At 59.5% G+C, this 12,327-nt stretch carries 10 protein-coding genes and 5 pseudogenes; 10 read left to right on the forward strand and 5 right to left on the reverse strand.

Annotated elements, in window-relative coordinates; genetic code table 11:
- Complete coding sequence (locus ACR65W_RS01520; RefSeq protein WP_434497869.1) at positions 1-1,002, forward strand: hypothetical protein; 1,002 nt, start codon at positions 1-3, stop codon at positions 1,000-1,002.
- Between the two features lie 6 nt (positions 1,003-1,008).
- Here the strand turns inward: ACR65W_RS01520 and ACR65W_RS01525 are convergent, their stop codons facing one another.
- The gene (locus ACR65W_RS01525; protein ID WP_434497870.1) at positions 1,009-1,983 is read right to left on the reverse strand and encodes a polysaccharide deacetylase family protein; all 975 of its coding nucleotides are present in this window, start codon (positions 1,981-1,983) and stop codon (positions 1,009-1,011) included.
- A 301-nt stretch (positions 1,984-2,284) separates the two neighbouring features.
- On the opposite strand from ACR65W_RS01525, the gene ACR65W_RS01530 reads away from it, so the two are divergent.
- Positions 2,285-3,514 (forward strand): class I SAM-dependent methyltransferase, encoded by a 1,230-nt coding sequence (locus ACR65W_RS01530; protein WP_434497871.1) that lies wholly within the window; start codon positions 2,285-2,287, stop codon positions 3,512-3,514.
- A 221-nt stretch (positions 3,515-3,735) separates the two neighbouring features.
- Positions 3,736-4,152 (forward strand): annotated as a pseudogene (locus tag ACR65W_RS01535) (helix-turn-helix domain-containing protein); the annotation flags it as partial.
- A gap of 12 nt (positions 4,153-4,164) precedes the next feature.
- Here the strand turns inward: ACR65W_RS01535 and ACR65W_RS01540 are convergent.
- A pseudogene (locus ACR65W_RS01540) lies at positions 4,165-4,539 on the reverse strand (IS110 family transposase); the annotation flags it as partial.
- A 182-nt stretch (positions 4,540-4,721) separates the two neighbouring features.
- On the opposite strand from ACR65W_RS01540, the gene ACR65W_RS01545 reads away from it, so the two are divergent.
- From ACR65W_RS01545 to ACR65W_RS01560, 4 genes and pseudogenes are all read left to right on the forward strand, one after another.
- Positions 4,722-5,066, forward strand: coding sequence for a helix-turn-helix domain-containing protein (locus ACR65W_RS01545; protein WP_434497872.1), 345 nt, complete (start codon positions 4,722-4,724; stop codon positions 5,064-5,066).
- 68 nt (positions 5,067-5,134) lie between these two features.
- Positions 5,135-5,782, forward strand: coding sequence for an IS630 family transposase (locus ACR65W_RS01550; RefSeq protein WP_434497878.1), 648 nt, complete (start codon positions 5,135-5,137; stop codon positions 5,780-5,782).
- Between the two features lie 35 nt (positions 5,783-5,817).
- Positions 5,818-7,860, forward strand: a complete 2,043-nt coding sequence (asnB, locus tag ACR65W_RS01555; RefSeq protein ID WP_434497873.1) for an asparagine synthase (glutamine-hydrolyzing) — start codon at positions 5,818-5,820, stop codon at positions 7,858-7,860.
- 379 nt (positions 7,861-8,239) lie between these two features.
- Positions 8,240-8,485, forward strand: a pseudogene (locus ACR65W_RS01560) (transposase); the annotation flags it as partial.
- Here the strand turns inward: ACR65W_RS01560 and ACR65W_RS01565 are convergent.
- Entirely contained in the window at positions 8,410-8,742 is a 333-nt protein-coding gene (locus tag ACR65W_RS01565; RefSeq protein ID WP_434497874.1) for a hypothetical protein, read from the reverse strand. The pseudogene ACR65W_RS01560 and the gene ACR65W_RS01565 sit on opposite strands and share 76 nt — an antisense overlap.
- 323 nt (positions 8,743-9,065) lie before the next feature.
- On the opposite strand from ACR65W_RS01565, the gene ACR65W_RS01570 reads away from it, so the two are divergent.
- The 3 genes and pseudogenes from ACR65W_RS01570 to ACR65W_RS01580 form a co-directional block, all read left to right on the forward strand.
- Complete coding sequence (locus ACR65W_RS01570) at positions 9,066-10,127, forward strand: NAD-dependent epimerase/dehydratase family protein (protein ID WP_434497879.1); 1,062 nt, start codon at positions 9,066-9,068, stop codon at positions 10,125-10,127.
- A 22-nt stretch (positions 10,128-10,149) separates the two neighbouring features.
- Positions 10,150-11,274, forward strand: a complete 1,125-nt coding sequence (locus tag ACR65W_RS01575) for a glycosyltransferase family 4 protein (RefSeq protein ID WP_434497875.1) — start codon at positions 10,150-10,152, stop codon at positions 11,272-11,274.
- A 98-nt stretch (positions 11,275-11,372) separates the two neighbouring features.
- Positions 11,373-11,672, forward strand: a pseudogene (locus ACR65W_RS01580) (IS110 family transposase); the annotation flags it as partial.
- A gap of 25 nt (positions 11,673-11,697) precedes the next feature.
- Here the strand turns inward: ACR65W_RS01580 and ACR65W_RS01585 are convergent.
- Together ACR65W_RS01585 and ACR65W_RS01590 are read right to left on the reverse strand one after the other, a co-directional pair.
- The gene (locus ACR65W_RS01585) at positions 11,698-12,090 is read right to left on the reverse strand and encodes a MarR family winged helix-turn-helix transcriptional regulator (RefSeq protein ID WP_434497876.1); all 393 of its coding nucleotides are present in this window, start codon (positions 12,088-12,090) and stop codon (positions 11,698-11,700) included.
- 52 nt (positions 12,091-12,142) lie between these two features.
- A pseudogene (locus ACR65W_RS01590) lies at positions 12,143-12,327 on the reverse strand (ISL3 family transposase); the annotation flags it as partial.

The following is a 12,327-nucleotide window of genomic DNA, read 5'->3' on the forward strand; positions in this document are numbered from 1 at the left end:
ATGGCGTCCTATTCCGTAATGAGCTACACGCCAGAATGGCGTGAGTCTTACATGAAGTTTGTCGAGAAGAACTTCGGTCGATCCGCCTATCAGGGGCGACAACGCTATCTGGATTGGCTTTACATGCAAAATCCACACGGTAGACGCTATAGAGATTTTTCTGTCGTCGTTCTCGACAATAGCGAGGTTGTAGGTTGCATCCATAAGCTACGTTTTGAATTATCCGGCCCGGGGGAAACGGCTACATTGAATGGAGTTGCTGTCCAAAATCTTATGGTGGATGTCGATCACAGGAATGGCGCCGGATTTCTGTTGTTCAGGGATATTATAAGCAAGGACAGGCTGTTCGTCGCTCCTGGCGCTATCGGCGAGGTTGCCGCAGCATACGAGAAGCTGTGTAATCATCATCTCCAAGCATATTGGGGCTCAAAATTTGTACATCCAAGAGTCATGCAATTGATTAGAAGATTTTCAGGCGGAATCGTAACGCGTGAATCTGTCTTAGAAAGCTGGGATCGAATTCGGCCAGAAGGCGCAGCTATAAGCCTCGATTATAGCGAAAAGCTCGATCACGTCTTGAGTGACGTATCCCCAGATGTATCCCTACGAAAGGACTTTCTGAAATGGCGACTCTTTGACGAGACGCGCGTCAGGACAATTGCACTATTCGACAATAATGGTAAATCATGCCTGCTACTGGTTGTAGGCAAGAGAAAAAAAATACCTGTCTGCAGAGTGTTCTTTACAAAATTTGACAATAAGGAGGCCGGCGTTCTGCTAATGAAAGCAGCTTTCAATCTGGCTGGTGAGTTGGGCTGCCTTGTGGCCCTGATTACGTCGAACGATCCAAACATGGAGTCCATTGGAATCAACCTGAAAATCAAAACCAAAAATCCGCCGCCTCAAACTTATATTTACGCCAAAAAAACAAAGCTCGAATCATTGGTGCTCTGGCCGCTTGTTAGCGACTTAGGGCTGGAAGAGATTTTCGGGGAAGAGTAGCTCATATTAGGTGTCTATTTCACACATCGTCAAATTTGTCATTCCATGGGCGTCTTTTAGTTGCGCGAAATGCCGCAACACCGCTCGCAAGAAGGAGATATTCTCGTCGAGATTGACCCCGAAATTATGAGGGTGCCACCAAAGGTGGTAATGTTCGCCGTTCACCGCCGCCTCAGTCATTTCACGCGTTATGCGTCGCAGGCGTAGCCCGTCGAGCACGGCGAGCCTTCGAGCCCAAGGCCGCAGGAATCGCTGGCCTGCGACGTCTGACGGGCGCGGCAAATCGCCGCCCTCGGCAAGGGCGCGCTTCTCGAACAGTGCGTCAATCCATGAAAAATCGACGTAGGCATCCGCGAGTCTGGCGAGGCGGCGCAGCGGCGTTTGACCGGCGCCGTCGCTGACTCCATACATCCATGTCTGCCGACTGCCGCGATAATGCGTGATGTCGTGGCGAACGCAAATCTCGAGGGAGTTGCGACTGTATTGATTGCGAGGGAAGACGATGGAGCGGCATTCGACGCCCATGCCCGCGAACATGGCGACTGCGGCTTGAAGGTCCGCCTCGAATTGCAAATGGGTTTGACCCGGCTCGAGGCAGTAATAGTGGCTGAACGTATGGGTCGCGAGCTCCTGCCCCGGACAAGAGAGGATCCGGCGAGCAAGACTTGCGCCAAAATAGTACGGATCGGCTCGCTCGTTTGCGCCCACCTCATCGAGGTAGGAATAGTTCGAAAGCGCCGGATTGCGGTAAGTCGGCCGCTCCATTGGCGCGCGGGCGAGGATTTCGTCCTTAGACTCGCACAGCAACATTCCGACGGTCGCCCAGGTCGCTCGAACTCCGAACTTCTCGAATTCGTCCAGCATCGCCGGGATGGCTTGCCGCACACCGAGGATGTTGCGGCCATAGCTGTCCTTATCCGCGACGTCGCGGACGCCCCAGAGCAACTCGAAGTCGAGAGAGATCACAAAATGACCCGCCATATCCCGCCTTCCTGAGCAAATCAGCTCCACCCTCGCTCACGCTATCGCCGCGGGCGGCGCAGAGCTATCCGGGCTCTTTTAGCGCTTGCTGTCGCGACGGAAGTCCATATCTCTCAAAGGTTGACACTCCCAAGCGGCACCATTAGGGAATAAACCCACTTGCCCCTCTCTTAACAATGTCGGCTCCGCTACAGGAACGTTCGTCGAAGCAGTAAGATAGCACACGCTTCGCGCCGATGCATTACGATTTTTAAGGGAACGATGCGAGTTCATGCGCTGCAGATGGGAGAGTTTTCTGAAAATGGCACAGCCAATCTCCAAGTGTCGGATCAGCGGATCGTCGAAGCTCTTGCCGGTGCTCTCGCTCGACAAGCAAGCTTTGACGGGCGTCTTCCCCGCGTCGCGCGAGACGCCGGTGACGGTCGGGCCGCTCGAACTCGTCTGGTGCCCGGAATCCGGCCTGCTTCAGCTTGCGCATACTTATGAAGCAAGCGAAATGTACGGCGACAATTACGGCTATCGCTCGGGTCTCAACCAGTCGATGGTACGGCATCTGACGCAAAAGATCGCTCATCTGGAAAAGAACGCCGGACTGGCGCCGGGCGATGTCGTCCTCGACATCGGCTCGAACGACGCGACCTCGCTCAAGGCGTATCAAAGACCGTCGCTGACGCGAATCGGCATCGACCCGACAGGCGAAAAGTTTCGCCGCTATTATCCCGACGACATAAAGCTGGCGCCGGATTTCTTTTCGTCGAAGACATTCGAAGGCCTCTCGACCAAGAGAGCCAGCATCGTAACGTCGATCGCCATGTTCTACGACCTCGACGACCCGGTCTGGTTCGCGCGGGAAATCGCCAAGGTTTTGGCTCCCAACGGCGTCTGGCATTTCGAGCAGAGCTACATGCCCTCGATGCTGCGGATGACATCCTACGACACGATTTGTCACGAACACGTCGAATATTACTCGCTTGGCGTCATTCGCTACATTCTCGAAGCGGCCGATCTACAAATACTCGATGTGCAGATGAACGCCATCAACGGCGGCAGCTTCGCCGTCACCGCCGGACATAAGCGCTCGCCGCACAGGAAGAATGCGGCGGTCGTCGACTGGATGCTCGCGCAGGAAGAACGCATGGGCCTGCAAACGCCGCGCCCCTATCGCGAATTCGAGGATCGCGTGTTCCGCCACCGCGAGGACTTGCGGCGCCTCCTCACGGCGCTGAAGGATGACAACAAGCGGATACTGGGATATGGCGCTTCGACGAAGGGTAACGTGGTCCTTCAGTTTTGCGGCTTCGGCCCCGATCTCCTTGACGCCATCGCCGAGGTCAATCCGGACAAATTCGGCTGTTTCACGCCGGGAACACATATTCCGATAGTCTCCGAGGCGGAGGCGCGGGCCATGAAGCCCGATTACTTCCTCGTGCTCCCCTGGCACTTCAAGGATGGCATATTGCAGCGCGAGCAGGAGTATCTGGCGAGCGGCGGAAAAATGATCTTTCCGTTTCCGGAGATCGAGATTGTGTGATCGGCTAAGATTTTATTCGGCTACGTCGGGGAGATTTCGCCGGTATGGGGATCGACGAGCTGCTCGACGGCTGGCTGAGTTTCTTTTCGACGCCGCGCTCTGGATTGCCTGAGCCGATAGCTTTTGCCGTTCAGTGCGCCCCGATGGCGCGTATCGCCAGTGGAGGAAGGTTCTACCCAGATAATTGTCGATTGGTCTGGTAGCTGACGAGTGGTTTGGTTGGGTATGCGCTCGCCGCCGCTAAGGCGCTGCCACAGGCGACACAGGTCGCTGATCGATGGCATTTGATGGAAAACGCCAGCCGCGCTTTCCTCGACGCCGTGCGCAAGTCGAGGCGTCAAATCCGCGCCGCGATTGGCGCGGCGACCATCAACCCTGATCTGCTCACCACAGCCGAACGCATTCAACACGAAGGTTATCTGCGGCGGAAGAAAATGAACGCCGCCATTCTCGCGCGCGCCGAGCGCGGCGCCTCGATCAAAGAGATCGTGCGCGAGACGGGACATAGCCGCGGTCTCGTGCGCAGGGTTCTGCGCGGTCAGCGTTCGGACGTGTTCCGAACCCGCCAGAGTTCGCTTGAGCCTTATGTTCCGTGGCTCGACGCGCAATGGACGGTAGGGCTGCGTAACGGCTCGGACCGCCTAATGCGTCGCGTCCGGAACCCAAATCCCGATCAGTTCGCCTGCGCGCAGCAGCCGAGCCAAGGAGACCGCATCGCGCCTATTGGTCTTGACGCGCTCGCCGCGCCGCTTGGGGATCAAAGAGGGCGCAACGACATCGCAAGAATGTCCCAGCGCGACGATTTGACGGTGGAGGCCGTAACCGGTCGGCCCAGCTTCGTAGCAAAAATGCAATCGGCGCGCCTTGCGCTCCATCTTCTTGACAAAGCGGTCGACAGCCGCCGGCGTCGTCTCGATTTCGCCGACGTAGCGCACCTCTGCGTCCCGCCCGCTCTCGGCAACGGCGATCGCGTGCTTCTCCTTCGACGCATCGACGCCGACGTAAAGAATGCTATCTTCCGCCATGGTCCGCCCTCCTTTGCTTGGGGCTCGGCGCGGCGAACCCGCGCAACCCCCATAAGGTGAGGCTGCAAAGGTTAAGGGCGGGCCGCCTTCGCAACCACGGTCATAACGCTAAGCAGGATTCCCAAACCGCGCCAACGGATGATAGCTCCGGTTTGCGATATAACACGCGGGCGGAGGGCATCATGGTTGGGCGGTCTCCAGTTGTGGCGTCGCAAGAGCAGAGAGAAGCGCTGGCGCAATTGGCGTCGTCGAGAGATCGGGCCGAGGCGGACCGGGCACGGGCGATCTTGCTGACGCTGGACGGCTGGACCAGTCCGCGCATTGGCGCGGCCTTCGGCGTTCGCGAGGATGTCGTCCGCGACTGGCGTTCGACGTTCATGCGCGAGGGCATCGAAGGACTTCTTTCGCGCGCCCCGACCGGGCGGCCGCCGGTGAAGGCGCAAGTGGCGCTGGCTGTCGCCGGACGAACTTTTATCCGCTCCCGTTGCAGACCGGCCAAATTGGACGCTGCCGCGGCTTTCCTGTGAAATCGAACGACGCACGGGCGTGAAAATCTCCAAATCGCGGCTTTCGGTGGTGCTGCGAAAAAAGGGGTCTGAGCTATCGCCGCCCCCGTCATACGTTGAAAGGCCGCCAGGACGCCGACGCCGTGGCGCGCGCGGGCCTGCGGCTGGCCTTGCGAAAGGCGCAGGCCGAGGCCGGCGACATTGTGTTGCTGCACGCCGACGAAAGCGAGGCGCTCACCCACCCCTACCTTTCGCGCGCCTGGGCCAAACGCGACGCCGATCTGCGCGTGCCCGCGCCAGGCCAATCCAAGAAAGTGGCGATGCTCGGCGCGCGCGACGCCGTGACCGGCGAGCTTTTGGTCGTCACCAGCAAAACCAAACGCAGCGCCGATTTCATCCTGCTTCTCGAAGAGATCGATCGGGTCTTCGGGCCCGCGCCAGGGACAGCGAGAAAACCGGTCGTGATCGTGCTCGATAACGGTCCGATCCATGTCAGCAAGGCGACGAAGAAGGCGCTCGACGAAAGAGCGCATTGCCTCACCGTCGAGTGGCTGCCAAAATACGCGCCAGAACTCAATGAGATCGAGCGATCCTGGCGCGATATGAAGTCCCATCAGCTCGCCCACCAGACCTTCGCCGATGAAGCCGAACTCGAAAACGCCATCCACAAGGCGGTCGCCACGATAAATAAAAAACGCGTATCGCGACCGTTGGCAGACTTTCGAATCTCTGCTTAGAAACGTTGCGCCCTTGACCGAGCGAGGTTGTGTGAATGTGTGGGATTGCGGGATTTTTGATCGGCAGCGACGCCAATCTTCTGGCATTATCAAACCCGGACGCCGCTCTGGCGGCGATGGGTGCCGCTATCGCTCATCGGGGTCCGGACGACGCGGACAGCGTCTTCATGGCTGAAGACGGCGTCGGCCTCGTCCACCAGCGTTTGTCGATCATCGACCTCTCGCCGGCCGGTCGCCAGCCAATGACCTCCGCGTGCGGACGATACGTGCTCGTCTATAACGGCGAACTTTACAATTTTCCCGATCTGAAGGCCGATCTCGAAGCGTCTGGCCGTGCTCCGGCGTGGCGAGGAACCTCTGACACGGAAGTCATGCTGGCGGCGTTCTCCGCATGGGGGATCGAGGCATCGCTCAAACGTATCAACGGAATGTTCGCGATCGCCGTCTGGGATCGGAAGGAGCGGCGGCTGACGCTCGCCCGCGATCGCGCGGGAGAAAAGCCGTTATATTACGGGACTGTTCGCGGCTCGCTGGTTTTCGGATCGGAGTTGCGGGCCATCTGCGCCTTTCCTGCTTTCGACGCCGCCATCGACACGACGGCTCTCGGCCAATTCCTTCGTTTTCTCGCGGTGCCTTCGCCCTACTCGATCTTTCGCGGCGTCCACAAGCTGCCGCCGGGCCACTATCTGACGATCGCGCGCGGCGATCTCCAGGGTGGCCTGCCGTCGCCACGGGCATATTGGAGAGCGGCGCGAAGCTACGGAGAAGCGCGTCGCGACATGTTCGCTGGAGACATGACGGAGGCGGTCTCTCAACTCGATACATTGCTGCGGCGCTCGGTAAAGAGGATGATGATCGCCGATGTGCCGCTCGGCGCTTTTCTTTCGGGCGGCTTCGACTCCACGCTCATCGTCGCCTTGATGCAGGCGCAGTCGTCGCGGCCCATCCGGACCTTCACAATCGGTTTCGATGATCCGCGTTTCGACGAGTCGCCACACGCGGCGACAGTCGCGAAGCATTTGGGCACAGAGCATATCGAAGCGCGCGTGACTTCGAGAGAGGCGCTCGATACGATCGTTCGTCTGCCGATGATTTACGACGAGCCCTTCGCGGATTCCTCGCAGGTGCCAACCTCGATTCTTTGCGCCTTGGCGCGCGAGCAGTTGACGGTCGCTCTTTCGGGAGACGCCGGCGACGAATTGTTCGGCGGTTATCAGCGTTATTTCGCGAGCGCCCAGGGCTGGAAATATATCAGGGCGCTGCCGCGGCCGTTGCGAAAAGCCCTGGCCAACTCGTACACCTCCCTGGCGGGCGCCATGGTGGCGTCCTTGCCGAGCTCCATCTCGACGCATCAGCACGGGCTGCTGAAAGCGCTCAATCCCGCGATTGTTCCCAAGATCGCGAATGCCCTGTCGGCGCGCGACGACTACGATCTCTACGAAGGTTTTCTTTCCGGGCTCGACGGCTCGGCAGGCATCCTGCATGCCGATGCCGGGAATTTCGATCCGCCGGGGGCCGCTCAATGGAGCGAACTCCCCGGCGACATTTATCACAAGATGATGTTCATGGATTTCATCGGCTATCTTCCTGACGACATCCTCGCAAAGGTCGATCGGGCCGCCATGGCGGTCGGGCTGGAGACACGGATACCCTTCCTTGATCCAGAGGTCATAGACTTCGCCTGGCGGCTCCCCTTGTCGATGAAGATCGAGGCGGGACGCGGCAAGCTGATCTTGCGCAAGCTCGTCGAGCAGTATGTCCCCAACACGATCATGGAACGGCCAAAGCAGGGTTTTGGTCTTCCGATCGGCGATTGGCTGAGAGGGTCGCTCCGCCCCTGGGCGGAGGAATTGCTGAACGAACATAGGTTGCGGTCCGATGGCCTCTTCGACGCGGCGAAGGTCCGCGCTCTTTGGAGCGACCATCTGTCCAGCAGGTACAATTCCCAGCCGCGCATTTGGCAGATTCTGATGTTCAACGCCTGGCTGGACGCCATGCGGAGCTATCCGCGCACAAGCTCGGCGAGCGAAGTCCGACACGCGGGGGCGACCCTGAGCGCGCCCAAGGGAATCGGGTGAGGAAAAAATGCGCGAAAACGGGCTTCCTCGCCCTTCGAGACGCGTGCTGCGCACGCTCCTCAGGATGAGGAAGCTCTTCACCCGATCGCCCTCGTATGAGGGCTCCAGTGTCAAGCAACAAAATTGCGCTCTTTCTTTCCGGTCGCGGGCGAACTCCGATTTCATGAGGCGGGGGTTCCTCGCCAACCTCGTATCCGGTGGGATTTGCAATCCCGAACCACGATCCCGGCATTCGGGACGAGGAGTTCTGCGCGGCGGCACCACTCTGTGAAACGGCGCCCTGTTCAGGGTCCTGGGCGATCGACGGCGGCCGCCGACCTTTGACCGGAAGGGGAGCGATGAGCGCGTCTTACGCCGTCTTCGTCACCGTTCCTTCAAGGCCGTCGAGGAAGCCCGCGACGCCGTGGTGACGAAGGAAGCGGCGGAAAACGACAACGAGCGCATGATTCGCGATCTCGCCTGCTTGCGCGGAATCGGCGTGGAGAGCGCGACGCTTCTGGTTCGGGAGGCTTTCTGCCGGACGTTTCGCAATCGACAGGCGCTCGGTGCCTATGCCGGCTTGACGGGAACGCCGTTTTCGAGCGGCAAAATGGAGCGCGAGCAAGGCATAAGCAAGGACGGCAATCCGTCGCGCCCGGCCTCATGCGTCACGATCACCCGCGCGATCGGCCGGCCGTTGCTTTCAGCGCGCGACTTCAGCCGTTCGATCAATTCCGCCAGCGCCAGCCCGTTCGGCTCGACCACATGCCGCGAATGCTTCTTCACGCCCGGAAGCTGAACGGCGAACACCCATTTCTTCGAACTCAACTCCAAAGCGCCGATCTTCGTGCTATCGTAGTCGAGAGCGGCGGTCGAAGGCGTCGGATTTCCAGTCGGTCGCATGTCAGGGTCCCTTCGGTCCGAGCAACAAACCAAAATGGATACCCCCGATCCCCGGCCGCTGCTCGCCCCCATATGGTCTGTGAGCGCGCCGGAATTGACTTGCAAGAGTTGCGACGAAAATAGTAAGCCGATGGAGCATCTCGTAGACGAGCGTCGACGCGCGGATATTTGAACGTCGGGCGTAGCTCCGCCCCAGGGCGAGTTCCGAAAAAGTTGACGGACGTTTTCGATCAGAACTTGCTCCGGTTTATTTTTTTGGCGCGATGTCTTATCGTTCTCACGGTTCCGCGCGAGCGGAAAACGAGCTAATCGATGGTCTTGTGATTTCATCGGAACCAAAGAGCATATCGTCCGGGACGCCGCCTGCCGCCGGGGGACGCCAGAAAATTCTGGTGACGGGGACAGCGGGTTTCATCGGCTTTTCGCTCGCGCGGCGCCTGTTGGCGGACGGGCATGTCGTCTGCGGTGTCGACGGCATGACGCCCTATTACGACGTCGCCCTGAAGCAGCGCCGCCACGCCCTCCTGCGTGCTTCAAACGCATTCACCGCACATGAGTTCATGCTCGAGGACGCTGCCGCAACTTTACGGGTGGCCGAGTCGTTCGTGCCCGACATCGTCGTTCACCTCGCCGCACAGGCGGGCGTTCGATACAGTCTCGAAAATCCGCGGGCCTATATCGAGGCGAATCTCATCGGCACATTCAACGTCATGGAGGCTGTCAGAACGAGCCGGCCCGAGCATTTTCTTCTCGCGTCGACGAGTTCGGTCTACGGCGGCAACGTGGACATGCCCTTTGGCGAAAGAGACCAGTCGGATCATCCTCTGACGCTTTACGCCGCCACAAAAAAGGCGACGGAAGCGATGGCGCACTCCTACGCCCATGTCTGGAACTTGCCGACTACGGCTTTTCGTTTCTTCACCGTGTATGGACCGTGGGGTCGGCCCGACATGGCGCTGTTCAAATTCGTCGACGCCATTCTCAACGACCGCCCGATCGAAATCTACGGCAACGGAGAAATGTCGCGGGATTTCACCTATATCGACGATCTGGTCGAATCCATCGCGCGGCTGTTGCCCGCCGTCCCCGTCGTCGGGAAACGCGCGCCGGCCGGCCCCGATTCGCTGTCTTCCTCCGCGCCCTTTCGCATCGTCAACATCGGCGGCGGCGAGCCCGTGGGGCTGATGACCTATGTCGCAACCATCGAGCGGCATCTTGGACGCGAAGCCAAAAAGATCATGCTGCCGATGCAGACGGGCGACGTGCCGGCGACATTTGCCCGCGCCGACCTGCTCAAGTCGTTGACCGGCTTCAAGCCCCACACCAGCGTCGATGAAGGCGTCAGGCGTTTTGTCGACTGGTATCGCGAGTATCACGGTCTCTAGAACCTGATCGAAGGCGGACGTTATGGCAAGAATACTGGTTGTCGCCGGCCTGCCGTCCTCGCTGATCAATTTCCGCGGTCCGCTGATCGAGGCGCTCGTCTCTCGCGGCCACGAGGTTCATGCGGCCGGCCCACCCGCCGACGAGGCGACACTCGCCTGGCTCGCCGCGCGGGGCGTCGATTATCATCCCGCTGCACTCGAGAACACCGGCTTTTCCGTGATGGGGGACATCAGGACCATCCTCGCCTTACGGCGGATCATGCTGGCCGTGCGTCCCGACCTCATGTTCGCCTACACGATCAAGCCAGTCATTTACGGAACGCTCGCCGCCGCATCCGCCGGGGTGAAGCGGCGCTTCGCGCTGATTTCGGGACTGGGCTATGCGTTCACCGACGGTGATCGTTCGCTGAAGCGCGGCATTGCCCACGCGATTGCTGCCGTCCTCTACGCTCTGACGCTTCGTCTGGTCACCGGCGTGTTTTTCCAGAACCCGGATGACGCGGCGCTTTTTCAAGAGAAGAAACTCGTTCCAGCCCGACTCACGCCTGTTGTCGTCAATGGCTCCGGGATCGACATCGATCAATTCCGCGTCTCGCCGATCCCGAAAAACGCGCACTTCCTCATGATCTCGCGTCTTGTCGCCGACAAGGGCGTGCGCGAATTCGTCGATGCGGCGCGGCTCGTGAAAAACGCCCATCCTGAGGCGACGTTCGATCTTGTCGGCCCTAGGGACGCCAATCCGGCCGCGATTTCCCCGACTCTTATTCCCGATGCCGTAAGGGACGGCGTCATCGCCTATCATGGCGAAGCCAGGAACGTGCGGCCGTTTATCGACGCCGCCTCCATTTACGTATTGCCGTCCTACCGCGAGGGAACGCCGCGCACCGTGCTCGAAGCGATGGCGACCGGACGCGCCATCATCACCACCGACGCGCCCGGATGCCGCGAAACCGTGATCGACGGCTATAATGGCTTCATCGTGCCTGTGCGCGATGTCCCGGCGCTGGCGCGCGTCATGACCAGGTTCATCGAAAATCCCACCATCCAGGAGGAAATGGGAGGATTTTCTCGCAAACTTTGCGAAGAGAAATACGACGTCAGAAAAGTCACCGCCGTGATGCTGGACCAGATGGAAGACGGTCTATAAGAAGTTCGCCGATCTTGATGGTGTGGACGGCCTCTCCTCAACGGCATCATAGTGCCACGGTGTAGCCGCTCGGGGCACCACAAAGAGGGAGACCGTCCGTGAAAAAGTTTATCAGAATCGGAGTCGATCTGGCCAAAAACTATTTCCAAGTTCACGCGCTGGCGAATGATGGCAACCCCGCCATCACACGCAAGTTGAGGCGTTCGAAGATGCACGAGTTCTTTTCGCAGATCGAGCCGTGCCTCATTGGCATGGAGGCTTGCGGTTCGGCGCATTATTGGGCGCGCGAACTCGAGACGATAGGCCACAAAGTGCTGCCGATGCCGCCAGTTTACACCAAGCCCTATGTCAAGCGCGGCAAGAACGACGCCGTCGACGCGGAGGCGATTTGCGAGGCGCCAGGAACGGGGTAGTTACGGCTGGTCAGCATCCAATCCTGCCATTCTGGCTGAGCAAATCGACGTGATCGTCGATGCGGCTGAGAAAGTGCATGAGTGTCATCCGCTCCTTGGACGAGAGACAGGAAAAGATGCTTTGCTCCATCTCCGTCGCACGAGGAACGATGGTGGCATAGAGCTTCGCGCCAGCCTTCGTCAACGTCAGGAGATGGGACCGTTTGTCGGCGGGATTTGTCTGCCGGTCGAGCAGCTTGCGGTCAGCAAGCGCCATCGCCGCGCGGCTGACCGTCACCTTGTCCATGGGGGTGATCTGGCAGATTTCCAGCTGCGAAGTGCCGCCTGCCTCCGCAATGACCGCAATGACGCGCCATTCGGGCGCCGTCAGCCCGAACGTCTTCTGGTATTGGCTGGCGATCATTGTCAATCGGCTCGCAAATTTGGCTCTGACGCAGATTTGATGCAGGCCGCGATCAGTTCGCGCCGATGAGGCGCGCTTCGAGTAGATCGATTTTTGCGCGCCCATACATTTGTCGCTTCACGAGTTTGAGCTTTGTGATCTGACCTTCGGTCTGTCCGTTCGACCAAGCGGATATGATTGCGGCGCGCACAGCAGCCCTGTCTTTTATGACGCCGTTAGCCAAGGACGCGACGAGAC

Origin of the sequence: Methylocystis sp. (genome assembly GCF_051062815.1) — a bacterium.
GTDB lineage: Bacteria > Pseudomonadota > Alphaproteobacteria > Rhizobiales > Beijerinckiaceae > Methylocystis.

Coding starts and splice junctions, on each gene's coding strand:
- ACR65W_RS01565 (WP_434497874.1), bottom strand. CDS start 8,742: ATGCGACCGACTGGAAATCCGACGCCTTCGACCGCCGCTCTCGACTAC.
- ACR65W_RS01585 (WP_434497876.1), bottom strand. CDS start 12,090: ATGATCGCCAGCCAATACCAGAAGACGTTCGGGCTGACGGCGCCCGAA.
- asnB (WP_434497873.1), top strand. CDS start 5,818: ATGTGTGGGATTGCGGGATTTTTGATCGGCAGCGACGCCAATCTTCTG.
- ACR65W_RS01525 (WP_434497870.1), bottom strand. CDS start 1,983: ATGGCGGGTCATTTTGTGATCTCTCTCGACTTCGAGTTGCTCTGGGGC.
- ACR65W_RS01530 (WP_434497871.1), top strand. CDS start 2,285: ATGGCACAGCCAATCTCCAAGTGTCGGATCAGCGGATCGTCGAAGCTC.
- ACR65W_RS01520 (WP_434497869.1), top strand. CDS start 1: ATGGCGTCCTATTCCGTAATGAGCTACACGCCAGAATGGCGTGAGTCT.
- ACR65W_RS01575 (WP_434497875.1), top strand. CDS start 10,150: ATGGCAAGAATACTGGTTGTCGCCGGCCTGCCGTCCTCGCTGATCAAT.
- ACR65W_RS01545 (WP_434497872.1), top strand. CDS start 4,722: ATGGTTGGGCGGTCTCCAGTTGTGGCGTCGCAAGAGCAGAGAGAAGCG.